Below are 26,984 nucleotides of genomic sequence, written 5' to 3'. Positions count from 1 at the left end.
GCAGCGCGCACTCCTTCTCGGTTGCCGCGGCGGGGTCTGATTCGACCGGCCCTCCGTCGCGGGCCAATTCGCGCGCCGGTCATCTTCCACCAACCTCACGGAGATTGACCACCATGACTTCTTCCGACTCTTTCGTCGCCCGTCAGGGCACCCGCATCGTCGAGCCCGCGGGTCCCCGCGCCGACGGACAACCGGCGTGGAACCCGCAGCGCGGGTCGGCCATGCCCGCCCACCGCTACCGATCCTTCGCCGACGAGGTCGAGAAGGTATCGCTGTCCGACCGCACGTGGCCCGACAACGTCGCCACCCGCGCCCCGCTGTGGTGTGCGGTCGACCTGCGCGACGGCAACCAGGCGCTCATCGACCCGATGAGCCCGGCCCGCAAGCGCCGCATGTTCGACCTGCTGGTCCGCATGGGCTACAAGGAGATCGAGGTCGGCTTCCCGTCGGCGAGCCAGACCGACTTCGACTTCGTCCGCGAGATCATCGAGGACGACGTCATCCCCGACGACGTCACCATCCAGGTGCTGACGCAGTGCCGCGACGAGCTGATCGAGCGGACCTTCGAGGCCTGCCAGGGCGCGCCCCGGGTGATCGTGCACTTCTACAACTCGACGTCGGTGCTGCAGCGCCGCGTGGTGTTCCGCGCCGACAAGGACGAGATCACCGCCATCGCAACGCGCGCCGCGCACAAGGTGCTCGAGGAGGAGAAGAAGTACCCCGACACCCAGTGGCGCTACGAGTACTCGCCGGAGTCCTACACCGGGACCGAGCTGAGCTACGCCAAGCACGTCTGCGACGCGGTCAGCGAGATCATCGCGCCGACGCCGGACAAGCCGCTGATCATCAACCTGCCGGCCACGGTGGAGATGGCGACCCCCAACGTCTACGCCGATTCGATCGAGTGGATGCACCGCAACCTGGCGCGCCGCGACTCGATCCTGCTGAGCCTGCACCCGCACAACGACCGCGGCGAGGCCGTCGCGGCCGCCGAACTGGGCTACCTGGCCGGTGCCGATCGCATCGAGGGCTGCCTGTTCGGCAATGGTGAGCGCACCGGAAACGTCTGCCTGGTGACCCTGGGCATGAACCTGTTCTCCCGCGGCATCGACCCGCAGATCTCCTTCTCCGACATCGACGAGATCCGTCGCACGGTGGAGTACTGCAACCAGCTGAACGTCCCCGAGCGCCACCCGTACGGCGGCGACCTGGTCTACACCGCGTTCTCCGGCAGCCACCAGGACGCCATCAACAAGGGCCTGGACCAGATGAAGGTCGACGCCGACGAGGCCGACGCCGATGTCGACGACATCCTGTGGCAGGTGCCCTACCTGCCGATCGACCCGAAGGACGTCGGGCGCACCTATGAGGCGGTCATCCGCGTCAACAGCCAGTCCGGCAAGGGCGGCGTCACCTACATCATGAAGGCCGACCACGGCCTGAACCTGCCGCGCCGGCTGCAGATCGAGTTCAGCCGCGAGATCCAGAAGCTCACCGACGGCGAGGGCGGCGAGGTGTCGCCCAAGGAGATGTGGGACGTTTTCGCCGAGGAGTACCTCAACCCGATCCGCCCGCTGGAGCGGATGCGCCAACGCGTCGACGCGTCGGAGGTCGACGGCGGCGAGGACACCATCACCGCGGTCGTGAAGATCGACGGCGTCGAGAAGGAGATCGAGGGGCAGGGCAACGGTCCGCTCGCCGCCTTCGTCCACGCGCTGTCCACCGTCGACTACGACGTCCGCGTCCTGGACTACTCCGAGCACGCGCTGACCGCCGGCGACGACGCGAGTGCTGTCGCCTACGTCGAGGCCGAGATCAACGGTGAGACCGTGTGGGGCGTGGGTATCGCCCCGTCGATCACGACGGCCAGCCTGCGTGCCGTGGTCTCCGCGGTCAACCGCGCCCACCGCGCCGCCGCCCCCGAGGACGGCGAACAAGCCGAGCGCACCTGGGCTCCGTAACCCTTCCCACACTGTGCACCAGCCTCCGACGCGGATCCGCGTTGGAGGCTGTTGTGCACCGTCGGATCTGCCGCGCCGGGATCTCCCGCAGACTCAGCGGGTCGCGGCCGCCAACTGCTCACCGTCGACGCGGTCCAAGTCGGCCAAGTCGATTCCGACCGTCTCCTTGGTGAACGCCAACGCCACCAACGTGATCACGCAGGCGCCGGCCAGATAGATCGCGATCGGGACCGACGAGTGGTAGACGTCGAGCAGTCGGACCGCGATGATCGGTGCCAGCGATCCGGCGACGATCGCGGTCACCTGATAGCCCAGGGATACGCCGGAGTAGCGCATCCGGGTCGGAAACATCTCCGACATCAACGCCGGCTGCGGCGCGTACATGAACGCGTGCGCCACCAGGCCGATGGCGATCGCCGACATGATGACGAAGTAGTGCTTGCTGTCCATCATCGGGAAGGCGACGAAGCCCCAGGCGGCGGTCAGCAACACGCCGACGAGGTACACCGGTCGGCGTCCGACGCGGTCGGACAGCCTGCCCACCAACGGGATTGCCAGCAGGTGTACCGCATGCGCCACCAGCAAGTACCAGAGGATCGACGTCGTGGCGACGTGTGCGTGCACCTTCAGATAGGTGATCGAGAAGGTCACCACCAGGTAGTACATGATGTTCTCGGCGAACCGCAGTCCCATCGCGGTGGCCACCTTGCCCGGGTAGCGCCGCAGTACCTCCACGACGCTGAGTGAGGATGCGGCGAACTCCTCGGCCTCCCGTTGCGCGGCGAGGAAGATCGGCGCGTCGGTCACCTTGGTCCGGATGTAGTAGCCGACCAGTACCACCACCGCCGAGAGCCAGAACGCCACCCGCCACCCCCACGACAGGAACGCCGCTTCCGACAAGGTGGCCGTCAACGTCAGCAGCACGACCGTGGCCAGGATGTTGCCCACCGGGACACCCGCCTGCGGCCAACTGGCCCAAAACCCGCGGCCGCGCGGGGGGCTGTGCTCGGCCACCAGCAGCACCGCGCCGCCCCACTCCCCACCGACGGCGAAACCCTGGATGAACCGCAGTACCACCAGCAGCGCCGGGGCCCAGTACCCGATCTGCCCGAACGTAGGCAGACAACCCATGAGGAAGGTCGCCACACCGACCAGCAACAATGAGAACTGCAGCAGCTTTTTACGGCCATACTTGTCGCCGAAGTGGCCGAACACCACCCCGCCGAGCGGTCGGGCGACGAAGCCGACGGCGTAGGTGACGAAGGCCGCCAAGATCGCGTCGAGGTCGCTGCCGCTCTGCCCGAAGAAGACCTTGGAGAACACCAGGGTGGCGGCGGTTCCATAGAGGAAGAACTCGTACCACTCGACGACGGTGCCGGCCATCGAGGCCGCCACCACGCGGCGCAATCCGGCCGAGGCTGCGGTCATGCATTGGGTCCTTCGTCGTTGATGCCGGCCAGCGCGTCCATCTCCTCCAGCGTCTTTCCCTTCGTCTCCGGGATGAACCGGAGCACGAACAAGAAGGACAAGAACGCGAAGGCCGCGTACATGAAGTAGCCGAAGACGAGGCTGAAGTCCTTGATCGCCGGGAAGGTCATGGTGATCGTCCAGTTCGCCGCCCACTGACCCGCGGCGGCCAGCGACAGCGCCGCGGCGCGGAAGCGGTTGGGGAACATCTCCCCCAGCAGCACCCACACGACCGGCCCCCAGCTCATCCCGAAGAAGACGACGAAGAGGTTGGCCCCGATGAGCGCGATGATGCCCCATGAGCCCGGCAGGGTCTTGGTGATGTCGCCGTCGTCGTTGAGGATCGGATGGCCCAGCGCGTCGAGCTTGTCGGTGAGTTGGCTGAAGCAGATGGCCACCGTCGCGAGGGTGACCGTCATCCCGATCGAGCCGACGAGCAGCAGTGGGCGGCGGCCGACCCGGTCGATCAGCAGGATCGCCACGATCGTCGTCGCGATGTTGACCACCGAGGTGAAGGTCGACGTCAAGAACGCGCTGCCCTCGCCGAATCCGGCCGCCTCCCACAGCACGTTCGAGTAGTAGAAGACGACGTTGATGCCGACCAGCTGCTGGAAGACTGACAGCACCAGGCCGATCCACACGATCGGGTAGACGCCGCCACTCGGGCGCACCAGATCACGCCACGACGACTTCTCCTCGTCGGCCATGCTGGTGCGGATCCGGTTGATGGTGATGTCCAGGTCGCGCTCGCCGAGCAGCCGTTCCAACACCGTGCGCGCCTCGGGGATCCGGTGGCGGCTGATGAGGTAGCGCGGCGACTCGGGGATCGTCGTGGAGAGCGCGCCGTAGAGGACCGCGGGCACCGCCATCATCAGGAACATCCACCGCCAGGCGTCCATCCCGAACCACAGTTCGCTGTTGGCGCCGTCGACGGCGAGGTTGCGCAATGCCAGGTTGACCAGGAACGACGCGAAGATGCCGATGACGATGGCCAGCTGCTGCAACGATCCCAACCGGCCGCGCAACCGGGCCGGCGAGGTCTCGGCGATATAGGTGGGCGCGATCACCGACGCGATACCGACGGCGAGGCCGCCGATCACCCGGAAGACCACGAATACCGCGAGCCCGCCGTTACCCCAGGATTCGGGCGCGAAAGCGCAACCGAGGGCGCTGATGAAGAACAACACGGCTGCGATCTTCATGACCATCAACCGGCCGATCCGGTCGGCGATCCGGCCGGCGGTCAGCGCACCGGCGGCAGCGCCGAGCAGGGCCGACGCCACCGCGAATCCCAAGACCCCGGCGTTGACGTGGAAGTCCTGCTCGATCGCCTTGGTCGCACCGTTGATGACCGCAGTCTCGTACCCGAACAACAGGCCGCCCAGCGCGGCGACCGAGGCGATGCGGACCACGCCGCGCGTGGAGCCGCCCTCATCGTCGTCGAAGACCGATTCCACCGCCGGACCCGCACCACCCTCGCTCATGGGCACACCCTAAATCGGCGACGAGTCCGAACACCCGCGAAACGCGCGATCAGCCCAAAGCATCCGCCACGGCCCGGGCCGCGCGCTGCACCGAATCCCGCGCCGCGGGCGAGAGTGCGCTCATGTTGAAGAACCCGTGGATCATGGCGCCCGCCCGGTCGAGGGTGACCGGGACCCCGGCCTCGCCCAGCTTGGCGGCATACGCGAGCCCCTCGTCGCGCAGCGGGTCAAAACCCGCGACGACGACGTGTGCCGGCGGGAGTCCCGACAGGTCGTCGGCCCGCAGCGGCGAGGCCAACGGCTTCTCGCGGTCGGCCGGGTCGGGCAGGTAATTGTCGATGAACCAGTCCATGTGCTCGCGGGTGAGGAAGCGCCCGGTCGCGAACTCGCTCATCGATTCGGTCTGCCCCGCCAGGTCGACCGCCGGGTAGATGAGGAGCTGATGTGCGGGCACGATGTCGTCACCCTTGGTCTGCTGGGCGACCACGGCGGCAAGGTTGCCGCCCGCACTGTCCCCGGCGACGCCGATCTTGGCGGGGTCCAGGCCCCACGACCCGGCGTGTTCGACGGCGTAGCGCCATGCGGCCAGTGCATCCTCCGCGGCGGCCGGGAACGGGTTCTCCGGCGCGAGGCGGTAGTCGATGCTCAGCACGTCGACGCCGGCGTTCACCGCCAGCGCCCGAGCCGTGGAGTCGTGGCTGGCCCGGCTGCCGATCGTCCACCCGCCGCCGTGGAAGTAGACGACCACACCGCGGGACACCCCGCCGGCGCGGTACCGCGTCGCCGGGATCGGACCATCCGAACCGTCGATGACCAGGTCCTCGTCCACGCTGAACGACGGGAACACCGGGGCCATCATCGCCGCGGCGCCATCCATTTTGCGCCGGGCCGCGACCGGATCATCGTCGTGCATGTCCAGGGACGGGATCGTCGAGGCCGCAAAGGCGGCCGCCGCCATGAACGGGTCGAGGCGGTCGCCGGCGGCATTCGTCGGCCCGATCCGCCGCAGCGCGCCGTAGAAGGGCCCGGTCGCCTTCCCGATCCCGCGCAGGAACACCCGCTGCGCTTTCGCGGCGACGGGCAGTGCAACTTTCGTGGATTCGCTCACAGTCACCAGACCCTACCCAGGACGGCCCAGCACCATAAGTGTCCCGTGTGCGAAACTCGATCCCATGTCGCACGAGCCGGGCCTGCCCGCCCGAACCCGTCTGGCGCTCGCCGCAGCCGCCTCCGCCCGTTGGGCGTCGCGCGCGGCCGGGCGCGGCAAGGGCTCGATGATCGGCGGCCTCGTCGCCGCCAAGGTCGACCCGTCGATCATGTCTCGTCTCGGCGTCGGACGCCGAACCGCACTGGTCACCGGCACCAACGGCAAGTCGACGACCACGCGCATGTTGGCCTCCGCGCTCGCCGGGATCGGCCCGGTCGCGACGCAGGCCGACGGCGCCAACATGGACGCCGGAATCATCGCCACCCTCTCCTTGACGCGCGGCCGCCCGTTGGCCGCCCTGGAGGTCGACGAGCTGCACGTGCCGCATGTGTCCGACGCGCTGGACCCCGAGGTGCTGGTGCTGCTGAACCTGTCGCGCGACCAGCTGGACCGGGTCGGCGAGATCAACATCATCGAGCGCCGACTGCGCGAAGGCATCGCCCGCCACCCTTCGATGACGGTCATCGCCAACTGCGACGACGTGCTGGTCACCTCCGCGGCCTTCGACGCCCCCAACGTCGTGTGGGTGGCGGCCGGGGCGAGCTGGGTCGGCGACTCGGTCTCCTGCCCCCGGACCGGCGAGCCCATCGTGCGGTCCGCCGACGGGCAGTGGCGCTCCACCGGTGACGACACCTTCCGCCGCCCGACGCCGGACTGGTGGTTCGACGACGAGAACGTCTACGGCCCCGACGGATTCACCGCCCCGTTGAAGCCCGCGGTCCCCGGTCGCGCGAACCGCGGCAACGCGACGCAGGCGGTGGCCGCGGCCGTCGCGATGGGGGCCGATCCGGCCGCCGCGGCGCAGGCGGTCGGCACCGTCGAGGAGATCGCGGGACGCTACGGCGTCACCGAGTACGGCAACCACACGGTGCGCATGCTGCTGGCCAAGAACCCGGCCGGCTGGCAGGAGGCGCTGTCGATGATCGACCAGGACGCCCCCGGCCTGGTGATCGCAGTCAACGGGCAGGTCCCCGACGGTGAAGACCTATCCTGGCTGTGGGATGTCCGCTTCGAGGCCTTCGAGTCGATGAAGGTGGTCGCCGCCGGCGAGCGCAGTGCCGACCTCGGGGTCCGCCTGCTGTACGCCGGCGTCGAGCACACGACCATTCCCGATCCGTTGCGCGCGATCGAGTCCTGTCCGCCGGGCCGGGTCGAGGTGCTGGCCAATTACACCGCGTTCCGCGATCTGGGAACCGCGCTGGAGCGGGAGGCGAAATGACCGAATCGACCTTGCGCGTCGGACTGGTCCTGCCCGACGTGATGGGCACCTACGGCGACGGCGGCAACGCACTCATCCTGCGACAACGCGCCCGGATGCGCGGAATCGACGCCGCGATCACCGAGATCACCCTCGACGACCCGGTGCCCGAGTCGCTCGACGTCTACGTGCTCGGCGGCGCCGAGGATTATGCGCAGCGCCTGGCCACCCGCCACCTCACGCGTTACCCGGGGCTGCAGCGCGCCGCCGAGGCCGGACGACCGGTCCTCGCCATTTGTGCGGCCATCCAGGTCCTCGGCCACTGGTACGAGACCAGCTCCGGCGAGAAGGTCGAGGGCATCTCGATGCTCGACCTCACGACCGCCCCGCAGGCCAAGCGCAGCATCGGCGAGTTGATCACCACGCCGCAGATCGAGGGCCTGACCCAACCGCTCTCCGGTTTCGAGAACCACCGCGGCGGCACCACGCTGGGCGCCGACGCCCGACCGCTCGGCTCGGTGCGCCACGGTGACGGCAACGTCGTCGGGCGGGGAATCGAAGGCGCCGTACAGGGTTCGGTGATCGGGACGTACATGCACGGCCCGGCGTTGGCCCGCAATCCCGAGCTCGCCGACTTCCTGTTGGCGAAGGCCGTCGGCCGCACCCTCGAACCACTCGACCTGCCCGAGGTCGACCAGCTGCGCAAGGAGCGCTTGGCCGCCGGTCGCTGATCGCCTTCGGCCCTTATGCCGAGGTTTGCTGTCGCTATATGGTCACAGACCTCGGCACAGTGCAGTTCTCACATGCCACCGCGTTCCCCATGTCGCGGTCGCGCGAGCGAGCATCGTCGTGCGCGAAGCGGCCGTCGAGTTCCACAACCAAGCCCCACCGGTCGTACTCCACGTCGCGAAAGCCCCGTCGGCCGACAATCGTGGGTGCCTGGCGCCGCGGCTTCGGCAGACCGTGGGCCCGCTCGACGCGGGTGAGGTAGCCGCGCTCAAGAACCGAACAACTCCCGTCGGCGATGTCGGCCAGCACCCGGGCCACGAAGGCGCGGTACTTGAAGCGCTCGCGCGTCGACAGCGCCGCGCCGAGCCTCACCGCCGTCGTCACCCGCGCCCCGACCGCATCGGACAGGCACGCCACGACGTCGAGTTCGGCCGATGACTCGGCGGCAACGTCGAGCACCGCGTGTTCGACACGAACCCTGGGCGGCCGGGCATTCCAACTCACCCGGTCATCGAGGGCGCTGTACCGGTGCACGACCACCCCGTCGCGCCGCGGGGCGAACCGTTTTCGGCCCACCGCAAGGTGGATCGGACCGGCCGCCGCCCTGGCGCGCAGCCCGACCGCGGCCAGCGCCGATTGATGGCTCAGGGCGGCACGCGGGAGACCCAGCACGGCGGCCCAGGCGCGCTGGTGCCAGGTGGGAGTTCCGGTGTGGGTGAGGTACACCCCCTCGTGCACCCGCACCCATTCCCGCCGGCGAAGTTTCGTGCGCAGGCTCGCCTCGCTGACCCCGCAATCAATCGCCTGCCTTCGGGTGATCACCCCGTCCTGGTGAACGAGGGTCTGCGCCAGTCGATCCATACCCGGAGTGTGCCCGGGGAACCAAGAAAACCCGACCGCCTCACTGCGCGACCACGGACAAGCCTGTGCGTACGCGAGAACTGGCGATAACGCGCTCGCCTAGCGCCTGTGCCGAGGTTTGCTGTCAGACGAGAACCCGTCAGGCGAGAACCCGGCGCCCGGACAGGGCGCGCCCCAGGGTCAGCTCGTCGGCGAATTCGAGGTCGCCGCCCATCGGCAGACCGGAGGCCAAGCGCGTGACCGAGAGCCCGGGGAAGTCCTTGAGCATCCGCAGCAGGTAGGTCGCGGTCGCCTCGCCCTCGGTATTGGGATCGGTCGCGACGATCACCTCGGTGACGTCGACACCGTCCTCCTGGTTGCCCAGCCGGCGCAGCAGCTCTCGGATCCGCAGCTGGTCGGGGCCGATCCCGGACAACGGATCGAGCGCGCCGCCGAGGACGTGGTAGCGCCCGGTGAACTCCTTGGTCCGCTCGATCGCGTTGACGTCCTTGGGCTCTTCGACGACGCAGATCTTGGTCGCGTCGCGACGCGCGTCCGAGCAGATCCGGCACCGCGTGTTGGCCGCGACGTTGCCGCATTCGGTACAGAACGTCACGTCGTCGCGGACGCGCTGCAACGCCGCGGTGAGTCGGTCGATGTCCGACTTCTCCCCCGCCAGCAGGCTGAAGGCGATCCGTTGAGCACCCTTGGGACCCAACCCGGGCTGCTTGGCCAGCTCGTCGATCAGGTCCTGGATCGGTCCCTCGTACATCGGTGTCGCTCCGCTCGGTGACTACGTTGGCTGCGCCGCGGCGTCAGCCGAGCCCGGGCAGCCCGCCGCCCAACCCGGCCGACAGCGGACCCATCTTCTCCGCGGCCAACGCGTCGCGCTGGGCGTCGAGGTCGGCAAGCGCGCCGACGATCAGGTCCTGCAGCGTGTCCACGTCGGCGGGGTCGACGACCTTCGGATCGACGGTGACGGCGGTGACGCCGCCCGCCCCGGTGCCGGTGACCGTGACAAGGCCGTTGCCCGCCGAGCCGGTCAGCACCGTCTGGGCGATCTCGTTCTGGGCGTTGACGAGTTGCTCCTGCATCTGCTGGGCCTGGGCCAGCAGGCCGGAGAGCGCGTTGGGGTCGCCGCCGCCGAGGAGGCCACCCAGGTCTGGGGTATCAGTCACGGACCCCAGGGTAGTCGACGTATCCGACGATATCCCGGGACGCCGCGACCACCAGCAAGAGCAGGTAGCCGACGACGATCCACAACCCCAGGGCGACATAGGCCGCCGCGGAACCGGCGCCGTCGAAGAAGACCGCCGACCGCAGCGCCGTCCCGGTCGCACCGAGTGGCAGCCACTGGCCGACCGCGCCCCAGATCGACGGCAGGAACTCCGGCGGGGAGGCGATACCCGCCAACGGCATGCCGACCAGCATGAACAGCAGGGCGGCCACGCCCACCCCGGCGGGCCCCATCAAGGCGACCAACCCCGCGACGGCTGCGCTGATCGCCAGAATCCCGATCGACATCGCCAACCACTGGCCCCAGAAGCCGCCGCTGAGTACGCCGATCCACATGGCCACCCCCACCGTCGTCGCCCCGACGACGGCGGCGCCGACCGGGAGCAGCACGGCGGTGATCTCCCGGCGGCCCACCACCATGGTCAGGGCCAGGCCGAGCGCCGCGCCCGCCAGGAAGACCGGCATCACCATGGAGCCGAACCCGGCACCGCGCGGATCGTTGGGCGCCGGCGCGGCCACGTCGCGGACCTGTGGCTGGGGACCCGGCATCTGCGCACCGATCTGCGTGAGCATCGTCGCCACCGCCGGGCTGGCGCCGCTGGCGATGATCGTGGCCGGAGCCGCGCCGAGGACGAAGCCGCCGTAGATGTCGCGGTTCTTGACGGCCTGCGTGAGCTGCGCCTCGTCGGCGTAGGCGTGGACCTCGAAGGCCCCGGGCTGCTTGGCCTCGAGGGCCGCTTCGACCTGCTGCACGGCGGGCGCCGGGCCGGCGACACCGATCGGGAGTTCGTGCGGGGTTCCCCGCGAGGCGGGGCCGATGAACATCAGCAGGATCAGCGGGACGACGACGGCCAATCCGAGGAGCAGGGCCGCGACCTTGCGGCCGGAGGGGGATTCCATGGGGATTCCTTCGATTTCAACGATTGTTGAACCCAACGGTAAAGCGACCTGCCAATAGATGTCAACAAGTGATGAATTCAGCTAGATTGGAGCTGTGGCACACAAAACCGGCCGACGGCCCGCACAGGAGAGCACCGCGCGCGAGGACATCCTGCGCGCCGCCCGCGAGATGTTCGGACAGGCCGGCTTCAACGCCACCACGCTGCGCGCCATTGCCGCCAAGGCCGACGTCGACGTGGCCCTGATCCCCTACTACTTCACCAACAAGCGGGGATTGTTCGTCGCGGCGTTGGCGTTGCCCATCGACCCGGTCGACCGCATCCGCCTGGTCGCCGACGGCCCCCGCGGCGAACTCGGCCGTCGGATCATGCAGACCTTCGTCGGCGCCTGGGAGGACGAGGCCACCGGCCCGCCGCTCCAGGGGTTCTTCCGCTCGGCGGCCACCGACCGCGACGTGGGCCAGGCCTTCGGCGGGTTCATCACCGACGAGATCCTGCCGCTGGTCACCGCCGAAACGGGCCTGAGCCACGACACCGCACAGGTCGTGATCAGCCTGCTGTTCGGCATGGTCACGATGCGCTACCTCGTCGAGATCCCCGCCTTCGCCGCCTTGTCCACCGACGAGGTGATCGAGCGCTACGCACCCCGCATGCAGGCGCTCATCGACGCCGACTGAGGGCTCAGCGCAGCAATCGCTCGAGGTGACCGGCGATCTCCTCGACCGTCGTATCGGTGGCGGACACTTCGAAGGAGAGGACGTCGTCGCCGAACAGCCGACCTGCGCGCGGCACCAGCTCGAACTCGAAGCGGTCGTCGACGCGGCGCCACTGCTTGACCGCGTTGTAGACCGGCGCGCTGGCACCAGTGGTGACGCAGTACTCGTCGGCGCGCGGTCCGCCCACCAGGTCGCGCTGGATCTGGAAACACGCGCCGCTCTCGTCGTCGAGGAAGACGACGGCCTCGCACCCGAGGTCGGGGTGGCGCTCATAAGACCCGTGGATCGTCACGCCGCCGAGTTTAACCGGCGGGCAACCGGGCCCGGAGCGAACGAGAACCGCGTCGCGTCAGAAGAGCGTCGACCAGTAATCCCAGAACCGGTCGAGGATCGCACCGGCGATGAGCAGGTACCAGACGCCGATGATGATCGGCGCGTACGTCGCGACGACGCTGAGCGCGCGCGAGGGCGACCGCGTCGACACCATGAGGTTGCGGACCGTGATGACCACCGCGAGCGCGATCGTCACCGCCCACACGACCATGCAATAGACGCAGAGCTTCCCGATGTCGTAGAGGCTCGAGTAGATCAGCCAGTGCACGAAGATCAGCGCCAAGACGATGGCGACCTGCATGCCGATCCACATCCACTTGGCGTAACGCGCCCCGGCCAGCACGCCGATGCCCATCGTGATCGCCACCGCGAACGCGGCGATGCCGATCAGCGGATTCGGAAACCCGAAGAGGCTGGCCTGCCAGGAGCTCATCACCGGGCTGCAGGCCATCACCGGGTTGAGGCTGCACGAGGGCCGGTAACCGGGATCGGCGGCAAGCCTCAGCTTCTCGATGGTGAGGATGCTCGATGCGGTCAACCCGATGGCACCGCCGATCACCATCAGCCACGCGGCCGCACGGGTCCAGAACTCGCCGCGGTCGGACTGGGCGGTTTCCAACGCGTTGTCGACCTCTGGGACGCTCTCGACTTCAGTCACGCGGACGAGGATACCGCCGACACCTGAGCCGACGATGTGTCGCCGACGACACCGCCGCGGTCAGGATCGTCGGGAAACGAAGCGGCGATCCTGACCGGTGATCGGATCGGTGAACGCCAGTACCGCGGCGACCAGGCGCAGCGGACGGGAGAAATCGCCCTGATCCGGCATCGCGGCCAGCTCGGCGCGTACCTGCGGATAGAGCGGATCGTCGACGATGGGCACGCCGAGACCGGCCATGTGGACCCGCAACTGGTGGGTGCGCCCGGTTTCGGGGACGAGGTGGAAACCGTCGGCGACGCGGGTGATGTGGCTGATCGCGTTGACCGGACCGTCGACGACGCGGGCGCGCAACTCACCGGCGCGCTTCTCGATCCGGTTGGCCACCCGGGTCCCGCCGCGCAACCCCTCGCCGGGCGATGCGCTCTGCGCCCGGTACTCCTTGTGCACCCGCCGGGCGGCGAACAGCTCCTGGTAGGCCGCGCGCACCGGGGGGCGCCGGGTGAACATCAGCACCCCGGCGGTCAGCCGGTCGAGCCGGTGCACCGGGGCGAGGTCGTCGTTGCCCAGCTCTCGGCGCAGCCGCACCAACGCGGTCTGGGTGACGTGGCGCCCGCGCGGCATGGTCGCGAGGAAATGCGGCTTGTCGATGACGACGAGGTTCTCGTCGTCGTAGAGGATCTCCGGATCGAACGGGACGGCCACCTCGTCGGGAAGGTCGCGGTAGAGGAAGACCGAGCCGTTGCGCGATGTCGGCGCGTCGAGTGCGACGGGGAGTCCGTCGATGTCGACGAGTTCACCGGCGTCGGCACGCGCGGCCAGGCCGGTCAGCCCGACCTCCGCGCCGACCGGGGTGGCCAACAGGGCGTCGGCGATCGTGCCGCCCTCGGCGCGCAGCACGACGCACGTGGCATCCACTCCCTCCCGTGGCGGGAGGGGCGAGGGGCGACGGCGGCGGCTCAGCTCTCCAACCGCGACTTCAGGTTGCCCAGCAGTTCGGCCTGGATGCGGCCGAGCCCCTTGGGGGCGAAGGTCTTCTCGAAGAAGCCGCCGATGCCGCCAGCCCCCTGCCAGGTCGTCGTGGTGGTGACCCGGCTGCCCGCACCGGCCGGGGCGACGGTGTAGGTGGTCACCATCGACGAGTTGGCGTCGGTCTCGGTCACCGTCGTGTCGGTGACGCCGACGGTGGCCTTCACGTCGCGCTGGCGCTTCTCGGTGGCCTGCAGGATCCAGTGCACGACGGTGCCCTCGCCGGTGCCGCCGGAGAGGACGTCGTAGTCGCGGTAGTTGGCCGGCAGGATCGCCGGGCGCACCGTCGAATAGTCGGCGAGAGCCGCGACCACCGCGTCGGCGGGAGCATTGATTTCAACGGTCTGAGTAGCGGTAACCTGCGCCATTTCGGTCTCCTCGGTGTCGTCATCGCGGTAAGCACTCGCGGCCACCGCGTTTCGAACCTAGGCTAGTTGGTAATGGTTACGAGCGTGGCGACGGGTCCTTCGGTGCACGAGCAGGGCGTGACACGACTGCTTGAGAGCTATCGTGCGATCCCACCGGGAGCGACGGTCCGACTCGCCAAGAAGACGTCCAACCTGTTCCGCCGCCGCGAGCGCAATCCCCATCCGGGACTGGACGTGTCGGGGTTGGGCGGGGTCATCTCGGTGGATCCGGAGTCCCGCACCGCGCAGGTCGCCGGCATGTGTACCTACGAGGACCTGGTCGCGGCCACCCTCCCGTACGGTCTGGCACCGCTGGTGGTGCCGCAGCTCAAGACCATCACCCTGGGCGGTGCGGTCACCGGCCTCGGTATCGAGTCGACCTCGTTCCGCAACGGACTGCCCCACGAGTCGGTCCTCGAGATCGACATCCTCACCGGCAGCGGCGAGATCATCACCGCCACCCCCACCAACGAGTACGCCGATCTCTTCTTCGGCTTCCCCAATTCCTATGGAACGCTGGGATATTCGGTCCGGTTGAAGATCGAGCTGGAACCGGTGAAACGCTACGTCGCCCTGCGCCACGTCCGGTTCACCGACCTGGCCGCGCTGACCGAGACCATGACCGCGATCGTCGAGACGGGCGCCTACGCCGACGAGCAGGTCGACTACCTCGACGGCGTGGTGTTCACCGCCGACGAGTCGTACCTGATCCTCGGCCGGCAGACCGACGAGGCGCCGACGCCGCCGAGCGACTACACCGGCGAACACATCTACTACCGGTCCATCCAGCACGATCGCGCCGCCACCCCGAAGACCGACGTGCTGACGATCGAGGACTACCTGTGGCGGTGGGATACCGACTGGTTCTGGTGTTCCCGGGCGTTCGGCACGCAGAATCCGACGGTCCGCCGCTTCTGGCCACGGCGGTGGCTGCGCAGCAGCTTCTATTGGAAGCTGATCGCGCTCGACCACCGGTTCAGCATCGGCGACAGGCTCAACGCGCGGAAGGGTTTGCCGCCGAGCGAGCGCGTCGTCCAGGACATCGAGGTGCCGATCGAGCACACCGTCGAATTTGTCGACTGGTTCCTCACCAACGTCCCGATCGAGCCGATCTGGTTGTGCCCGCTGCGCCTTCGCGCCGACGACGCGACCGGTACCGCCCCGCGACTGAAGGCCGCCGATCCGACGCGGCCGTGGCCGTTGTATCCGTTGGAACCCAACCGCACGTATGTGAACGTCGGCTTCTGGTCGGCGGTCCCGATCACCCCCGGGCAACCGGGGTACACCAACCGGCTGATCGAGCAGCAGGTCGCCACCCTCGACGGGCACAAGTCGCTCTACTCGGAATCCTTCTACTCCCCCGACGAGTTCGCCGAACTCTACGGCGGACAGCGGTACGAAGAACTCAAGTCGACCTACGATCCGCAGTCGCGGTTCCTCAACCTGTATGCCAAGGCGGTGAAGAGTCAATGACCACATTCAAGGAATCCGTCACCTCAACCGATCACCTCCCCCTTGCGAAGGTCTTCGAGACCTTCCTCGGCGGTGACCTGAAGGTGCGGCTGACGGCGTACGACGGCAGTGTCGCCGGCCCCGCCGACGCCCGATTCGGCGTCGACCTGAAAACCCCGCGCGGGACCACCTACCTGGTGACCGCACCGGGCGATCTCGGTCTGGCCCGCGCCTACATCGCCGGCGACCTCGACTTCGTCGGGGCACACCCCGGCGACCCGTACGAGGCGCTGCGCACCCTGGCCGACGACGCCTCGTTCACCAAACCCTCCCCGCTGGAGATGGCACAGATCGCTCGCGGGATCGGCCTCGAACACTTCAAGCCGATCGCCCCGCCGCCGCAGGAGGCGCTGCCGCGGTGGCGCCGGTTCACCGAGGGGCTGCGGCACAGCAAGACCCGCGACGCGGAGGTCATCCACCACCACTACGACGTGTCCAACGCCTTCTACGAGTGGGTGCTGGGACCGTCGATGACCTACACGTGTGCGGTGTACCCCGACGCCGACGCCAGCCTGGAGACCGCCCAGGAGAACAAGTACCGCCTGGTCTTCGACAAACTGCGCCTGAAGCCGGGCGACCGGCTGCTCGACATCGGCTGCGGCTGGGGCGGCATGGTACGGTACGCGGCCCGGCGCGGCGTCTCGGTGATCGGCGCGACGCTCTCCGCCGAACAGGCGCAGTGGGCGCAGCAGGCGATCGCCGACGAGGGTCTCGGCGACCTCGCCGAGGTCCGCCACGCCGACTACCGCGACGTCGCCGAATCGGGATTCGACGCGGTGTCGTCCATCGGGCTGACCGAGCACATCGGGGTGCACAACTACCCGGCGTACTTCACCTTCATGCGCGACAAGCTGCGCGACGGCGGGCTGCTGCTCAACCATTGCATCACCCGGCCCGACAACACCAAGCCGAACAAGGCCGGCGCCTTCATCGACCGCTACGTCTTCCCCGACGGGGAGTTGACCGGGTCGGGCACCATCATCTCCAAGCTGCAGAACGTCGGCGGCCTGGAGGTGGTCCACACCGAGAACTTCCGCGAGCACTACGCGATGACGCTGCGCGATTGGAATGCCAACCTCGTCGAGCACTGGGACGAGGCGGTCGCCGAGGTCGGCGAGGGCACCGCCCGCCTGTGGGGGTTGTACATGGCGGGCTGCCGGATCGGGTTCGACCGCAACGTCATCCAACTCCACCACGTCCTGGCCACCAAGCTCGACCAGTCCGGCAAGTCCACGCTGCCGCTGCGGCCGTGGTGGGACGCCTGAGCGGTTACTGCTCCAGGGGGCGTGCCCCCAGGTGGTTCTGCAGCAGTTCGAGGGCGACCTCGTCGGGATCGCGCACCTGGGTTTCCGGTGTGTCCTCCTGGGCGGCGGCGACCATTTCGTCGCGCTCCGCGTCGGAGATCTCCTCGTCGGGCCTAGGGGGCGGCGGAGAAGGCTCCTCGGGCTCGGGGGGCAATTCCTCCGAGCTTGGGCCCGCCCCGCGGCTGGGCCGACGGTAGGTCTGCCGCGGCTGCTGGGCGGCCCCCGCGGTGGCGGGTCCCCCGGCCGGCGGCCCGGCGGTGGGCTGGGTGTGGATGACCCGGATCTCGAGGTCGGTGCCGAAGACCTTGACGAACGATGCCCGCAGCGCCCGGGCGCGCTCCTCCTCCGACAACCGCGCCGCGACCTGCTCGACCGAGTGCCCGAGCGTCACCACCGCACCCCCGACGTGGTGGACGAAGGCGCTGCTGAGCATCGCCTCGAAGACCGGGGAGTGTTCCCGGATCGCCGCACGGACCTCGCCGAAGCGGCGTTGGACCTCGGCCAGGTCCAGTCCCGACACCTCGGCGACAGGTTCGTCGACGGCAGGTTCGTCAGCGACAGGTTCGTCGACGGGCTCCGGTTCAGGGGGCAGCTGGTCCTCTGGCTCGGGGACGGGCTCGTACTCGGGTTCGGGCGGCAACGGATCTTCTTGCACGACAACCGGTTCCGGTTGGGGCTCGGGTTCCGGTTGCGGCGCCGGTTCCGGTTGCGGCTCGAGCTCCGGTTGCGGCTCGGGCTCCGGTTGCGGCTCGGGCTCGACCACGGCAACCGGCTCGGGCTCGGGCGCGGGGTCGGGTTCGGGCGCGACCGCCGGGGTCGGCTCGGGCGTCGGGGTCGGCTCGGGCGTCGGCGCCGCCGTCTCCTCCTGCTGCTTGCGCTGCGAGGGCCTGGTGAATCTGAGCGGCGTGTCGCCCTGTGGCGCGGGTGGCTGGGGGGCGGGTGGCTGGGGGGCGGCAGCGGGCGTCGCGGATGCCGAAGACTCCGCAGATCCTGCGGATGCCGGGGCGGGCGCCGGAGCAGCCGACGCCGCACCCGATCCCGAACCCGAACCGACACCGGCTTCGAGGCGCTCGATCCGGGCGAGCAGGGCGGCGTCGTCGGCCGATGCCTGCGGCAGCAGGAGCCGGGCGCACATCACCTCGAGGAGTAGACGCGGCGACGTCGTGCCCCGCATCTCGCCAAGTGCGGCGTGGACCTGCTCGGCCGACCGGGCCAGCATGGCCGGACCGAGGCGCTCGATCTGGCCGCGCATCGTGGCGACCTCGTCGTCGGGCGCCTCGACGAGCCCTCGCTGCGCGGCATCGGGCACCGCCTGCAACAGGATCAGGTCGCGCAGCCGTTCCAACAGGTCCACCGCGAACCGGCGGGGATCGTGTCCGGCGTCGACGACCGCCTCGACGGTGCCGAACAACGCGGCGCCGTCGGCAGCGGCCAGCGCGTCGACCGCTTCGTCGATCAGCGCGACGTCGGTGACGCCCAACAGCGACATCGCCCGCTCGTAGGTCACCCCCTCCTCGCCGGCCCCGGCCAGCAGCTGGTCGAGGATCGACAGCGAATCGCGCGGCGAGCCGCCACCGGCGCGGATGACCAGCGGGAAGACCTCGGGGGCCACGGTCACGCGTTCCCGCTCGCAGATCCGCTCGAGCAGTCCCCGCATCACCGGCGGGGCCAGCAACCGGAACGGGTAGTGGTGGGTGCGCGACCGGATCGTCGGCAGTACCTTCTCCGGCTCGGTCGTGGCGAAGACGAAGATCAGGTGCTCCGGCGGCTCCTCGACGATCTTGAGCAGCGCGTTGAACCCCGCGGTGGTCACCATGTGCGCCTCGTCGACGATGAACACGCGATAGCGCGACTGGGAGGGCGCGTAAAACGCCCGGTCGCGCAGTTCGCGGGTGTCGTCGACGCCACCGTGGCTGGCCGCGTCGAGTTCGATGACGTCGAGGTTGCCGGGCCCGCCCGGTGCCAGCGCGACGCAGGAGTCGCAGGTCCCGCACGGCGTCGACGTCGGGCCCTGCTCACAGTTCAGCGAGCGCGCCAGGATGCGCGCCGACGAGGTCTTGCCGCAGCCGCGCGGACCGGAGAACAGGTACGCGTGGTTGATCCGGCCGGAATCGAGGGCCCGGCCCAACGGGTCGGTGACATGGTCCTGACCGACGACGTCGGCGAAGGTTGCCGGGCGATAGGTGCGATACAGAGCCACGCCGATGAGCCTACCGGTGTCCGCCTCGGCCCGGGTGGGCCGTCACCGTCAGCCGAGGTCCTCGCGCAGTTTGAACTTCAGCACCTTGCCCGAGGCATTGCGCGGCAGCGCGTCGACGAACTCCAGGCGCAGCGGCAGCTTGTAAGAGGCGAGTTGGTCGGCGGCGAAGGTGCGCAACTCTTCCAACGTGACCGACTGCCCCTCCGCGATCGCGACGACGGCGGTCACCGCCTCGCCCCACTTCTCGTCGGGCAGGCCCAGGATGGCGACCTCGGCCACCGCCGGGTGGCTGTAGAGGACGCTCTCCACCTCCGCCGGATAGACGTTCTCCCCGCCACTGATGACCATGTCTTTGACCCGGTCGACGATGTAGACATAGCCGTCGTCGTCCTCGCGCCCGACGTCACCGGTGTGGAACCAGCCCTCGTCGTCGATCGCCGCGGCGGTGGCGCCCGGATTGTTCCAGTAGCCGGCCATCACCTGCGGGCCCCGCACGCACACCTCGCCCGGTTCACCGACGGGCACCTGGTTGTTCGACGCGTCGACCAGCCGGACCTCCGACAGCGGCAGCACTTTCGATCCGGCCGAACCGATTTTGGCCGCCGACTCGTCGATGCCGATGACCAGGGCCAGCGGCGCGGTCTCGGTGAGTCCATACCCCTGGGCGAACGGCAGTCCCCGCGCCGCGTAGGTCTTCATCAACGGTTCGGGCACCGGCGCGCCGCCGCACACGAAGAAGCGCATGCTCGACAGGTCAACGGTGGCGAAGTCGGGCACCTGGCTCATAAACAAGAACATCGCGGGAACCCCGAACATCGTTGTCACGCGGTGCTTCTCGATCAGCTGACATGCCGCCGACGGGTCGAAAGCCGGCATCAGGACGATGTGGCCGCCCTTCTGCAGGGTGATGAGGGTGGTGACGTTGAGTCCGCCGATGTGGAACAGCGGGGCGCACACCAGGCTGATGTCCGAGGAGTTCGTGTCGAAGCTGAGGAGCGCGTTGACGTTGTTCCAGAACATGTTTCCGTGGGTGAGCATCGCACCCTTGGGCCGCCCGGTGGTCCCCGACGTGTACATGATCAACGCGGTGTCGGTGGGGTCCGGCGTCGCGGCGCGCGCCAGCGGCTGCGCCCCGTCGACGAGCTCGGCGAAGGACTCCCACCCGTCGACCGGGGTGACGGCGATCCGCCGGCTCACGTGCACGTCGCCGGCGGCCGAGTCGATGACTGCGGCCAACGCCTCGTCGGCGATGAGGGTGCCGACACCGGCATCGTCGAGGATGTAGGCGAGCTCGGCGCCGGTCAGACGGAAGTTGAGGGGGACGAACACCGCGCCGAGCCGCGCACAGGCGAACAGGGTCTCGAGGAAGGCCGGGTGGTTGGTCCCCGCGTAGCCGACGCGGTCGCCGGTACCGACCCCGCCGTCGGCCAGCACCGAGGCCAGCCGGTTGATCCGATCGTCGAATCGGCCGTAGGTCATGGTCGAGTCGCCGAATGTGAGGGCCGGGCGGTCGGGGCTGATCGCCGCCCGCCGCGAGATCCAGGACCCGAGATCCATTCCGACCGGATATGAGGTTGACGGGGATTGGGCCACCGGGGGCCTCCTTTGCGCGGGGACGAAGCGACACCGCCACCGTAAACAGGTGTGCCCGGTCAGTCGGCCGGATTCACCGCCATCGATCCACGGCGTACCGCCACCGCGCGCCCGGCACCGGCGATGAGCACCACCAGACACGTCACGGCGAAGATCCACACGTAGGGCTCGTAGACGAACCAGTCGAGCCCGCCGATCCGACCGTGCTTGAAGAACAGGCCGATCAAGTAGGCGTCGTCGCGGCTCTGGTTGAACTGCCAGGTCGCATACCCCAAGTAGGTCCGCCAAGAGAAGGCGGCGGCGAAGCCGCCCAGCGCGAGCAGGCCGACGCCGATCCGGGTGGGCACGGTACGGCTCGCATCGGCCACCCAGTTCACCGCGAACACCAACAGCGGGACGAACCACACCCAGTGGTGTCCCCAGGCCATCGGCGACACCGCGCACGAGGTCATGCCCACCACCGACAGGGCCAGCAGTTCCTGCCCGGCGCGATGTGCGACGACGGCGGCGCCCAACCCCAGCGCGAGACCGGCAACGGCGAGCAGGATCCACCCCGCCGACGACGGGGTGTTGGTCTCCCCCAGGTTCGCCAACCAACCGCGGATGGACTGGTTGCCCGGGGTCTGCGGAGTTCCCACCCGGTCGGGGTCCCGCAGCTTGTTCGTCCAGTAGTCCCACGACGTCGACGGCAGGATGGCGAAGCCGATCAGCACCGACACCGCGAACCCGACCACCACCCCGACCGCGGCCCTGGTCTTGCGGATGGCGAGGAGGTACACCGCGAACAGCATCGGGGTCAGCTTGATCCCGGCGGTGAAACCGGTCGCGACGCCGCGCAGCCGGGCGTCCTCGCCGCGCAGCAGGTCGGCGAGGATCACGACCATGAGGAACACGTTGATCTGGCCATACCAGATCGTGGTCCGCACCGGTTCGAGCAACATCATGACGGCGACCAGGGCCACCGCGACGGCCCGCAGCGGCCAGGTCACCGCGCGCCCGAGGCTGCGGAAGCTGATCATGATCGTCAGGTAGAGGGCGACGAGGATGCCGGCGCTCCACACCACCCGGGCGGCCGCCATCGGCATGAGCGCGAACGGGATGAACCCGATGATCGAGAACGGCGTGTACGTGTAGTCCATCTGGCCGAGCAGCTTCGCGTCGTAAAGCCGCTCGCCGTCGAGCACCGTCTGCGCCCCCGCACGGTAGACGCCGAGGTCGAGTTGGTTGTCGAACAGACCCCAAAACGGCTTGGAAAACGGGACGATCGCGTTCTGGATCCACAGCGCGACCAACCCGACGACGACGGCGGCCACGACGATTGCGACGCTGCGCCAGCGCACCACCGAGTTAGTCACGCTCTCACCGTGCCACGTCCAGGACAAACCGGTTCACCGAACCCGGTGACGGTCCTCAGGACTCCTCGCTGAGCAGCACCTCGGTGGCGGCGAGCAACGCACAGGTGGCGAAACCGTCCATCGCCACGGTCAACTCGTCGGTGCCGGGGTAGCTCGGCGCGATCCGGATGTTCTCGTCGTTGGGGTCACGGCCATACGGGAAGGTGGCACCGGCGGCGGTCAGCGCGATCCCGGCGTCCTTGGCCAGCGCCACCGTGCGCGCAGCCGTCCCGTCGAGGACGTCGACGCTGATGAAGTAGCCGCCCTCCGGCCGGGTCCAGGACGCGATCTTCGAGGAGGCGAGCCGGTCGTCGAGGATGTCGAGCACCAACTGGAACTTCGGCGCCAGGATCTCGCGGTGCCGCGCCATGTGTGCGCGCACCGACTCGGTGTCCGGGAAGAACTGCAGGTGGCGCAGTTGGTTGATCTTGTCCGGCCCGATGGTCTTGAGTGACAGGTATTTGACGAACCAGTCGAGGTTCGCCTTCGACGCACCGAGGAAGGCCACCCCCGCCCCGGCGAAGGTGATCTTCGACGTGGAGCCGAGGGCGTACACGCGGTCGGGGTGCCCGGCCTCGGCCGCCAATTCCAGGATGCGCAGCGGCTGGGGCGGCTCGTCGACGAGGGTGTGCACGGCGTAGGCGTTGTCCCAGTAGATGCGGAAGTCATCGGCGGCCGCCATCGACACCAGCCCGCGCGCCACCTCGTCGGAGACGGTCACGCCGGTCGGGTTGGAGTAGGTCGGCACCAGCCACATGCCCTTGATCGACGGATCGCGCGCGACGAGCTCGGTACACACGTCGACGTCGGGGCCGTCCGGGCGCATCGGCACCGGGATCATCTCGATGCCGTAGCTCTCGGTGACGCCGAAGTGGCGGTCATACCCGGGGACCGGGCACAGGAACTTGACCGGTCCCGACGACCAGGGCTTCTCCGCCCCGACCGGGCCGTGCAGCAGGCCGAAGACGGTGAGGTCGTTCATCAGGTCCAGGCTCGAGTTGCCGGCGGCGATCAGGTTCGCCGGGTCGATGCCGAACAGCGGGGCGAAGACCTCGGAGAGCTCGGGCAGGCCGGACACGCCGCCGTAGTTGCGGCAGTCGATGCCGCTGGGACCGCGGAACTCGTCGCCCGGCAGGTGCAGCAGGCCGTTGGACAGGTCGAGCTGCTCCGGCGACGGCTTGCCCCGGGTGATGTCCAGCTTCAGTCCGGCAGCCTGGAGCTCGCGGTACTTGACGCGGAGGTCGTCGCGGATATCGCGGAGTTCGGCGGGACTTTTCGAGTGGTAGTTCACGGCCGCAGCCTCTCGCATGGAGTCGGCAAAAGTAGAGGACCCCGCGCACCCGAGAGAGCCCGTTGACCCTTGCTGCCTTCCGGCCCTGGGGGAGTTCACAGGATGCACGCCGCGCGGGATCCGCCGTCAAGTGTAGACGGTGGGCGTCGGGCCTTCGACTTGAGGCTCTCGCCGACGCGGGTTTTGGGTTTCCCCTGTGCCCCCCGCTATCATCTGCTGAGCACTGGAGACATCTCCAGTCCCTGGAGGATTCGCCTAGTGGCCTATGGCGCTCGCCTGGAACGCGGGTTGGGTTAACAGCCCTCAGGGGTTCGAATCCCCTATCCTCCGCCATATCGGGTGAAAGCCCAGTTAGCAAGGGGTCTGAGTCGTCGTGACTCACGCCCCTTCTCCCGTGAGGTCCTCAACTCCATTGAAGGACAGAGCAGTCCCAGACCTTTCCAGTGATCTGCCTTAGGACGACCGGATCACCAAACTCGATCACCCCGGCGATGACGGTCGTGAAGTCGTCGGGCACCGGGTGCTTGTTCTTCCGCCACCAGTTGCTCCACTTCGTAGCCGTTCCAGGCGGGAACCCTTCCAAAACGTCGCGCAGTGACATGAGCGTCGCTTGACGGTGGGTGGCTATTACGTCCACAGCTTTCAGCACTACGTCACCGTCGAGGTCGTGGTTGCGAGAGAGCGTCCAGACGTCCCCGAAGTCGCGCCACCGAGTCGAGGCAGTACCGCGCTGGACCGCCGTGACCAGCTTCTCAGCGATGACCATTGGGATCGGGTAGCCGCGCAGACGAATCAGGCCGGCGGTGGACAGGGTGGGAGCGACCGCGATCTCCTCCGGCTCGGGTTCGATCGGATCGCCCACATTGATGTCGATGTGAGGGTGTGTCTCCGCGTTGTGAACCTTCGCTTTGAACGTCACGCGCACCCCCGCGTACTCGTCCTCATCTCGGATCGCCTCTGCTCTGATCGAGTCCAGATCGAAGGCCACTCCGTCATCTGCCGGAGTGCTCAGAATCTCCCGAACCACACGGGCCATCTCTTCGGGATCGTTGTCTAGGTCGAGCGCCGCGACGTCCACGTCGCGCGTCGGCCTACGGTTTCCGAAGGCTGCGAGGAGGACGCCACCCTTGAGGACGAACTGGTCCCGGTAGCTGCTGGCTGCCAGCCGGACGAGAATCCCGTCGAGCACATGGAGCTCAACCTCGGCGAGGGTCGTACGTCCGTTCGCCATGGCCTGCTTCTGTAACGCCCTGAACACCTTGGCGGGATCACTCAAAGAAGAATCTCCATCGTCCGCGAGAGCGCCGGGTAGGCACGCGGAAAGTGCCTGGCCATGCGCAGCAGCTTCGAGGGCTGACCTCCGCCCCGCAGCCAGGACTTCAAGGCTGCGATAGCCATGTCCTCGCCCTCGCGGTCTCGCATACGGAAAGCGTCGACAATGCTGCGCTCCGGCGAGTACAGACCAATGGAACGACCCGGCCCCAGTTCGATCTTGTCGCGCCCGAGGTCGAACGTCTTGGGGTCGAAGCGGTGCCAGGTAATCGGGACGGAGAGACTGCGCGGTGCCCAGGTGCCCCGGGGGAGGGCGATGTCGTACTCGAAAGGGATGTCGTCAATGAGACTGTGCCGCGACAGGGCACTGGACAACGCCAGGGTGGCCTGGGGTGCACGCAAAACAATCTCGTGCAGCTCCCCATCGCCGCTCTCGCCCACGGCGTCGGCCCACTGGTAGAGGCCGCGCGAGAGCTTGGTGATCTCCCCAGCGCCGAGCAGGCTGCGGAACTTCCGCTCATTCATCTGCGCACGCGCGTCTGAGTAGGTGAACGGGTTGCGTTCGATGCTGGTCATGGTTGTCCCTCCTCACCGGTGTCCGTAGGAAATACTATACAGATAGGCCATAAGTGTACAGTATTTCCTACATCCCTCGGCAGACTTGCCCTGGCGCCCCAAGCGCAGTTCAACACGCCGCGATTTCCAGGCGTGTCGAGCAACTGCGCCGGTCCTCGCGCTCACTGGTCAAGCGGCCGGCGCCTCCGCCCTGCGATCGACTCTCGATCCACCACCGGCACGACATCGTCTGACACCAATCGGGGTTGGAAGACGCCGTGCCGTGGTGGATTCAGCGACCAGTGCGGTAGCTTCACAGACGCGAGATCTCCCACCATCTGCGAAGGGCCGTGAACGTACTCATGCGCAAGTTCCTCTCCGCCATCGTCGCCACGACCGCGCTGAGCGGCGTGCTGCTGGTCGCCGAACCGGCCTCGGCATACACCCCGCCGACGGTGACCTTCAGCGTGAACCACAACCACCGGATCGTCGGCAAGGCCACCACGCTGCCCGCCGGGGTCAAGACCTGCGGCTTCGAGCGCAGCAACCCCAATCCGGGCCCGATCATCGGCTCCTTCGGCAACGACATGGTGACCGTGGGCAACAAGGTCACCGCGGGAGACAAGGTGACGCTGTACTCGCGCCGGCTCCCACCGGGCCGCTACCTGGCGCGCATGTCCTGCTTCATCAAGAACCGCAAGTCGGGGATGTACGAGATCGTCGCGGTCAACGAAGAGTGGATCACCGTCGGCGCCGGCCGCCATCACTGACGCCGGAGTTTTCCCACGCGCCCGCCAACGCGGCGTCGGTGCGGTAATTTCGAGGCGTCATTGCGGGGAGGGAGTATCCATGAAGGTCTTTTCCATGCTGGCCGCCGCCGGCGCGGCCGCGGTCTGTCTGGGGTCGGCCCTCGCACCGGCAGCCGACGCGAAGCCGCGGCCGATCCCGCCGCCGGCATTTCCGATTCCGCACACCAAGCCCCACGTGAAATTCTCCACCGAACAGTCGCGCCTGGTGTTCACCGTGACCGACCTGCCGCGGGGCGAGAAGGTGTGCCTGTTCGAGGGCTACTTCGGCGACCCGTGGTTCGGTTCACTCGGGGTGAACGCCTGGCAGGCGCTGTACGAGCGGTACGAGCTGGGCACCACCGCCAAGGCCCGCTCGGTGCCCAAGCCGCCGGGTGTTTACCCGGTTCGCCTGACCTGCCGCATGCAGGAGCACCTGCTGGTGTACCGCACCGGGACCGTGCGCATCCCGAACGGCGGCTGAGGCACTCGGCCCGGCGGCGGGTCAGCGGTTGAAGACCCGACCGCTCTGGAGGACCTCCGGCCGGTCGAACCCGTGGTCGCGATAGCTGCAGACCAGCATGGTGTTGTACCAGCCGGGCGGTAGCCGCTTCGACCGCAACGTGATCTGGGCGCCACCGGTATCGCCGCGCGCCGCGGTGACCATCCCGCCGTCGTTGGAGTAGGTGCTCAGCGGACCGTCGACGTCGACGCGGACCTGCCGGTCGAGCCGGCACGTCTTGGGCACGTGCCGCATTCCGGTGGCGGTCCCCACGATCTGCCCGTGCGAGGACGAGAACACAGCGCGCGGCGCCGCCTGGGCGTCGGGGGCGGCGACGGCGAGTCCGCCCGCAACCGCAACCGCGGCGAACAGCGCGGACAGGTGCAGCCTGGACGAGTACGGGGCTTTCATG

General features: G+C 68.5%; 26 protein-coding genes, 1 tRNA gene and 1 other RNA gene. 9 read left to right on the top strand and 19 right to left on the bottom strand.

Translation table 11 applies throughout. The features are described 5' to 3' along the window. Positions 1 to 113: 113 nt before the first annotated feature. Positions 114 to 1,961 (top strand): 2-isopropylmalate synthase, encoded by a 1,848-nt coding sequence (gene leuA / locus nbrcactino_RS02780; RefSeq protein ID WP_161925975.1) that lies wholly within the window; start codon positions 114 to 116, stop codon positions 1,959 to 1,961. 93 nt (positions 1,962 to 2,054) lie between these two features. On the opposite strand, the gene nbrcactino_RS02775 is transcribed toward leuA, so the two are convergent. The 3 genes from nbrcactino_RS02775 to nbrcactino_RS02765 are packed head-to-tail and all read right to left on the bottom strand — an operon-like array spanning position 2,055 to position 6,020. Beyond that, positions 2,055 to 3,389: an MFS transporter gene (locus tag nbrcactino_RS02775; RefSeq protein ID WP_161925974.1), complete on the bottom strand. Its 1,335-nt coding sequence runs from the start codon at positions 3,387 to 3,389 to the stop codon at positions 2,055 to 2,057. After that, positions 3,386 to 4,912 carry a sugar porter family MFS transporter gene (locus nbrcactino_RS02770; RefSeq protein ID WP_161925973.1) on the bottom strand — a complete coding sequence of 509 codons (1,527 nt, stop codon included), beginning with the start codon at positions 4,910 to 4,912 and terminating at the stop codon, positions 3,386 to 3,388. The genes nbrcactino_RS02775 and nbrcactino_RS02770 overlap by 4 nt, the downstream gene beginning before the upstream one ends. Positions 4,913 to 4,961: 49 nt before the next feature. Further along, on the bottom strand, positions 4,962 to 6,020 hold the full coding sequence (locus nbrcactino_RS02765) for an alpha/beta hydrolase (protein ID WP_161925972.1): 1,059 nt from the start codon (positions 6,018 to 6,020) through the stop codon (positions 4,962 to 4,964). A gap of 64 nt (positions 6,021 to 6,084) precedes the next feature. On the opposite strand from nbrcactino_RS02765, the gene nbrcactino_RS02760 reads away from it, so the two are divergent. Together nbrcactino_RS02760 and nbrcactino_RS02755 are read left to right on the top strand one after the other, a co-directional pair. After that, positions 6,085 to 7,338 (top strand): Mur ligase family protein, encoded by a 1,254-nt coding sequence (locus nbrcactino_RS02760; RefSeq protein ID WP_186343292.1) that lies wholly within the window; start codon positions 6,085 to 6,087, stop codon positions 7,336 to 7,338. Then, the gene (locus tag nbrcactino_RS02755; RefSeq protein WP_161925971.1) at positions 7,335 to 8,048 is read left to right on the top strand and encodes a type 1 glutamine amidotransferase; all 714 of its coding nucleotides are present in this window, start codon (positions 7,335 to 7,337) and stop codon (positions 8,046 to 8,048) included. Before nbrcactino_RS02760 ends, nbrcactino_RS02755 begins: the two co-directional genes overlap by 4 nt. Positions 8,049 to 8,082: 34 nt before the next feature. Here the strand turns inward: nbrcactino_RS02755 and nbrcactino_RS02750 are convergent, their stop codons facing one another. From nbrcactino_RS02750 to nbrcactino_RS02735, 4 genes are all read right to left on the bottom strand, one after another. Beyond that, the gene (locus tag nbrcactino_RS02750; RefSeq protein WP_161925970.1) at positions 8,083 to 8,907 is read right to left on the bottom strand and encodes a type IV toxin-antitoxin system AbiEi family antitoxin domain-containing protein; all 825 of its coding nucleotides are present in this window, start codon (positions 8,905 to 8,907) and stop codon (positions 8,083 to 8,085) included. A gap of 139 nt (positions 8,908 to 9,046) precedes the next feature. After that, the gene (gene recR / locus nbrcactino_RS02745; RefSeq protein WP_161925969.1) at positions 9,047 to 9,658 is read right to left on the bottom strand and encodes a recombination mediator RecR; all 612 of its coding nucleotides are present in this window, start codon (positions 9,656 to 9,658) and stop codon (positions 9,047 to 9,049) included. A 43-nt stretch (positions 9,659 to 9,701) separates the two neighbouring features. After that, positions 9,702 to 10,064: a YbaB/EbfC family nucleoid-associated protein gene (locus nbrcactino_RS02740; RefSeq protein WP_228460649.1), complete on the bottom strand. Its 363-nt coding sequence runs from the start codon at positions 10,062 to 10,064 to the stop codon at positions 9,702 to 9,704. Continuing rightward, positions 10,057 to 11,022 (bottom strand): ABC transporter permease, encoded by a 966-nt coding sequence (locus nbrcactino_RS02735; protein WP_186343291.1) that lies wholly within the window; start codon positions 11,020 to 11,022, stop codon positions 10,057 to 10,059. The genes nbrcactino_RS02740 and nbrcactino_RS02735 overlap by 8 nt, the downstream gene beginning before the upstream one ends. 94 nt (positions 11,023 to 11,116) lie before the next feature. Between nbrcactino_RS02735 and nbrcactino_RS02730 the strand changes: the two genes are divergently transcribed. After that, positions 11,117 to 11,698 (top strand): TetR/AcrR family transcriptional regulator, encoded by a 582-nt coding sequence (locus nbrcactino_RS02730; protein WP_228460648.1) that lies wholly within the window; start codon positions 11,117 to 11,119, stop codon positions 11,696 to 11,698. Positions 11,699 to 11,702: 4 nt separating this feature from the next. Here nbrcactino_RS02730 and nbrcactino_RS02725 read toward each other — a convergent pair whose 3' ends face one another. The 4 genes from nbrcactino_RS02725 to nbrcactino_RS02710 are packed head-to-tail and all read right to left on the bottom strand — an operon-like array spanning position 11,703 to position 14,125. Beyond that, entirely contained in the window at positions 11,703 to 12,029 is a 327-nt protein-coding gene (locus nbrcactino_RS02725) for a hypothetical protein (RefSeq protein WP_161925967.1), read from the bottom strand. A 57-nt stretch (positions 12,030 to 12,086) separates the two neighbouring features. Beyond that, the gene (locus nbrcactino_RS02720; RefSeq protein WP_228460647.1) at positions 12,087 to 12,728 is read right to left on the bottom strand and encodes a vitamin K epoxide reductase family protein; all 642 of its coding nucleotides are present in this window, start codon (positions 12,726 to 12,728) and stop codon (positions 12,087 to 12,089) included. 60 nt (positions 12,729 to 12,788) lie between these two features. After that, complete coding sequence (locus nbrcactino_RS02715; protein ID WP_228460646.1) at positions 12,789 to 13,646, bottom strand: pseudouridine synthase; 858 nt, start codon at positions 13,644 to 13,646, stop codon at positions 12,789 to 12,791. Positions 13,647 to 13,687: 41 nt separating this feature from the next. Then, positions 13,688 to 14,125, bottom strand: a complete 438-nt coding sequence (locus nbrcactino_RS02710; RefSeq protein ID WP_161927551.1) for an SRPBCC family protein — start codon at positions 14,123 to 14,125, stop codon at positions 13,688 to 13,690. A 72-nt stretch (positions 14,126 to 14,197) separates the two neighbouring features. Here nbrcactino_RS02710 and nbrcactino_RS02705 point away from each other — a divergent pair, with 72 nt between their 5' ends. Beyond that, complete coding sequence (locus nbrcactino_RS02705) at positions 14,198 to 15,637, top strand: FAD-binding oxidoreductase (protein ID WP_161925966.1); 1,440 nt, start codon at positions 14,198 to 14,200, stop codon at positions 15,635 to 15,637. Continuing rightward, positions 15,634 to 16,941, top strand: coding sequence for a class I SAM-dependent methyltransferase (locus nbrcactino_RS02700; protein WP_161925965.1), 1,308 nt, complete (start codon positions 15,634 to 15,636; stop codon positions 16,939 to 16,941). The genes nbrcactino_RS02705 and nbrcactino_RS02700 overlap by 4 nt, the downstream gene beginning before the upstream one ends. A 4-nt stretch (positions 16,942 to 16,945) precedes the next feature. On the opposite strand, the gene nbrcactino_RS02695 is transcribed toward nbrcactino_RS02700, so the two are convergent. From nbrcactino_RS02695 to ffs, 5 genes are all read right to left on the bottom strand, one after another. Further along, positions 16,946 to 19,180: a DNA polymerase III subunit gamma and tau gene (locus tag nbrcactino_RS02695; RefSeq protein ID WP_161925964.1), complete on the bottom strand. Its 2,235-nt coding sequence runs from the start codon at positions 19,178 to 19,180 to the stop codon at positions 16,946 to 16,948. Positions 19,181 to 19,228: 48 nt separating this feature from the next. After that, positions 19,229 to 20,737 carry an acyl-CoA synthetase gene (locus nbrcactino_RS02690; RefSeq protein WP_161925963.1) on the bottom strand — a complete coding sequence of 503 codons (1,509 nt, stop codon included), beginning with the start codon at positions 20,735 to 20,737 and terminating at the stop codon, positions 19,229 to 19,231. A 95-nt stretch (positions 20,738 to 20,832) separates the two neighbouring features. Continuing rightward, the gene (locus nbrcactino_RS02685) at positions 20,833 to 22,128 is read right to left on the bottom strand and encodes a glycosyltransferase 87 family protein (protein ID WP_228460645.1); all 1,296 of its coding nucleotides are present in this window, start codon (positions 22,126 to 22,128) and stop codon (positions 20,833 to 20,835) included. A 55-nt stretch (positions 22,129 to 22,183) separates the two neighbouring features. Then, positions 22,184 to 23,458 carry an aspartate aminotransferase type Ic gene (locus nbrcactino_RS02680; RefSeq protein WP_161925962.1) on the bottom strand — a complete coding sequence of 425 codons (1,275 nt, stop codon included), beginning with the start codon at positions 23,456 to 23,458 and terminating at the stop codon, positions 22,184 to 22,186. Positions 23,459 to 23,488: 30 nt separating this feature from the next. Beyond that, an RNA gene (ffs, locus tag nbrcactino_RS02675) (signal recognition particle sRNA small type) lies at positions 23,489 to 23,583 on the bottom strand. Between the two features lie 119 nt (positions 23,584 to 23,702). On the opposite strand from ffs, the gene nbrcactino_RS02670 reads away from it, so the two are divergent. Beyond that, positions 23,703 to 23,791, top strand: a tRNA-Ser gene (locus nbrcactino_RS02670). Between the two features lie 70 nt (positions 23,792 to 23,861). Here the strand turns inward: nbrcactino_RS02670 and nbrcactino_RS02665 are convergent. Both nbrcactino_RS02665 and nbrcactino_RS02660 read right to left on the bottom strand, forming a co-directional pair. Continuing rightward, on the bottom strand, positions 23,862 to 24,734 hold the full coding sequence (locus tag nbrcactino_RS02665; RefSeq protein ID WP_161925961.1) for a nucleotidyl transferase AbiEii/AbiGii toxin family protein: 873 nt from the start codon (positions 24,732 to 24,734) through the stop codon (positions 23,862 to 23,864). Then, positions 24,731 to 25,306, bottom strand: a complete 576-nt coding sequence (locus tag nbrcactino_RS02660) for a type IV toxin-antitoxin system AbiEi family antitoxin domain-containing protein (RefSeq protein WP_161925960.1) — start codon at positions 25,304 to 25,306, stop codon at positions 24,731 to 24,733. Before nbrcactino_RS02660 ends, nbrcactino_RS02665 begins: the two co-directional genes overlap by 4 nt. A gap of 329 nt (positions 25,307 to 25,635) precedes the next feature. Here nbrcactino_RS02660 and nbrcactino_RS02655 point away from each other — a divergent pair, with 329 nt between their 5' ends. Beyond that, positions 25,636 to 26,055 carry a hypothetical protein gene (locus nbrcactino_RS02655; RefSeq protein ID WP_161925959.1) on the top strand — a complete coding sequence of 140 codons (420 nt, stop codon included), beginning with the start codon at positions 25,636 to 25,638 and terminating at the stop codon, positions 26,053 to 26,055. A 79-nt stretch (positions 26,056 to 26,134) separates the two neighbouring features. Further along, entirely contained in the window at positions 26,135 to 26,554 is a 420-nt protein-coding gene (locus tag nbrcactino_RS02650; protein WP_161925958.1) for a hypothetical protein, read from the top strand. Positions 26,555 to 26,575: 21 nt separating this feature from the next. Here the strand turns inward: nbrcactino_RS02650 and nbrcactino_RS02645 are convergent, their stop codons facing one another. Further along, positions 26,576 to 26,983 (bottom strand): hypothetical protein, encoded by a 408-nt coding sequence (locus tag nbrcactino_RS02645; RefSeq protein WP_161925957.1) that lies wholly within the window; start codon positions 26,981 to 26,983, stop codon positions 26,576 to 26,578. Position 26,984 lies beyond the last annotated feature (1 nt).

The organism is Gordonia crocea (genome assembly GCF_009932435.1).
GTDB classification, from domain to species: Bacteria; Actinomycetota; Actinomycetes; order Mycobacteriales; family Mycobacteriaceae; genus Gordonia; species Gordonia crocea.
Note: the sequence above shows the minus strand (reverse complement) of the source record. Positions and strands in the feature narration are given on the sequence as shown.

Bases quoted from the DNA above. Each gene is read 5' to 3' on its own strand.
- nbrcactino_RS02760 (WP_186343292.1), top strand. From the start codon at position 6,085: ATGTCGCACGAGCCGGGCCTGCCCGCCCGAACCCGTCTGGCGCTCGCC.
- nbrcactino_RS02770 (WP_161925973.1), bottom strand. From the start codon at position 4,912: ATGAGCGAGGGTGGTGCGGGTCCGGCGGTGGAATCGGTCTTCGACGAC.
- recR (WP_161925969.1), bottom strand. From the start codon at position 9,658: ATGTACGAGGGACCGATCCAGGACCTGATCGACGAGCTGGCCAAGCAG.
- nbrcactino_RS02650 (WP_161925958.1), top strand. From the start codon at position 26,135: ATGAAGGTCTTTTCCATGCTGGCCGCCGCCGGCGCGGCCGCGGTCTGT.
- nbrcactino_RS02710 (WP_161927551.1), bottom strand. From the start codon at position 14,125: ATGGCGCAGGTTACCGCTACTCAGACCGTTGAAATCAATGCTCCCGCC.
- nbrcactino_RS02775 (WP_161925974.1), bottom strand. From the start codon at position 3,389: ATGACCGCAGCCTCGGCCGGATTGCGCCGCGTGGTGGCGGCCTCGATG.
- nbrcactino_RS02755 (WP_161925971.1), top strand. From the start codon at position 7,335: ATGACCGAATCGACCTTGCGCGTCGGACTGGTCCTGCCCGACGTGATG.
- nbrcactino_RS02735 (WP_186343291.1), bottom strand. From the start codon at position 11,022: ATGGAATCCCCCTCCGGCCGCAAGGTCGCGGCCCTGCTCCTCGGATTG.
- nbrcactino_RS02700 (WP_161925965.1), top strand. From the start codon at position 15,634: ATGACCACATTCAAGGAATCCGTCACCTCAACCGATCACCTCCCCCTT.
- nbrcactino_RS02645 (WP_161925957.1), bottom strand. From the start codon at position 26,983: ATGAAAGCCCCGTACTCGTCCAGGCTGCACCTGTCCGCGCTGTTCGCC.
- nbrcactino_RS02690 (WP_161925963.1), bottom strand. From the start codon at position 20,737: ATGGATCTCGGGTCCTGGATCTCGCGGCGGGCGGCGATCAGCCCCGAC.
- leuA (WP_161925975.1), top strand. From the start codon at position 114: ATGACTTCTTCCGACTCTTTCGTCGCCCGTCAGGGCACCCGCATCGTC.
- nbrcactino_RS02660 (WP_161925960.1), bottom strand. From the start codon at position 25,306: ATGACCAGCATCGAACGCAACCCGTTCACCTACTCAGACGCGCGTGCG.
- nbrcactino_RS02705 (WP_161925966.1), top strand. From the start codon at position 14,198: ATGGTTACGAGCGTGGCGACGGGTCCTTCGGTGCACGAGCAGGGCGTG.
- nbrcactino_RS02750 (WP_161925970.1), bottom strand. From the start codon at position 8,907: ATGGATCGACTGGCGCAGACCCTCGTTCACCAGGACGGGGTGATCACC.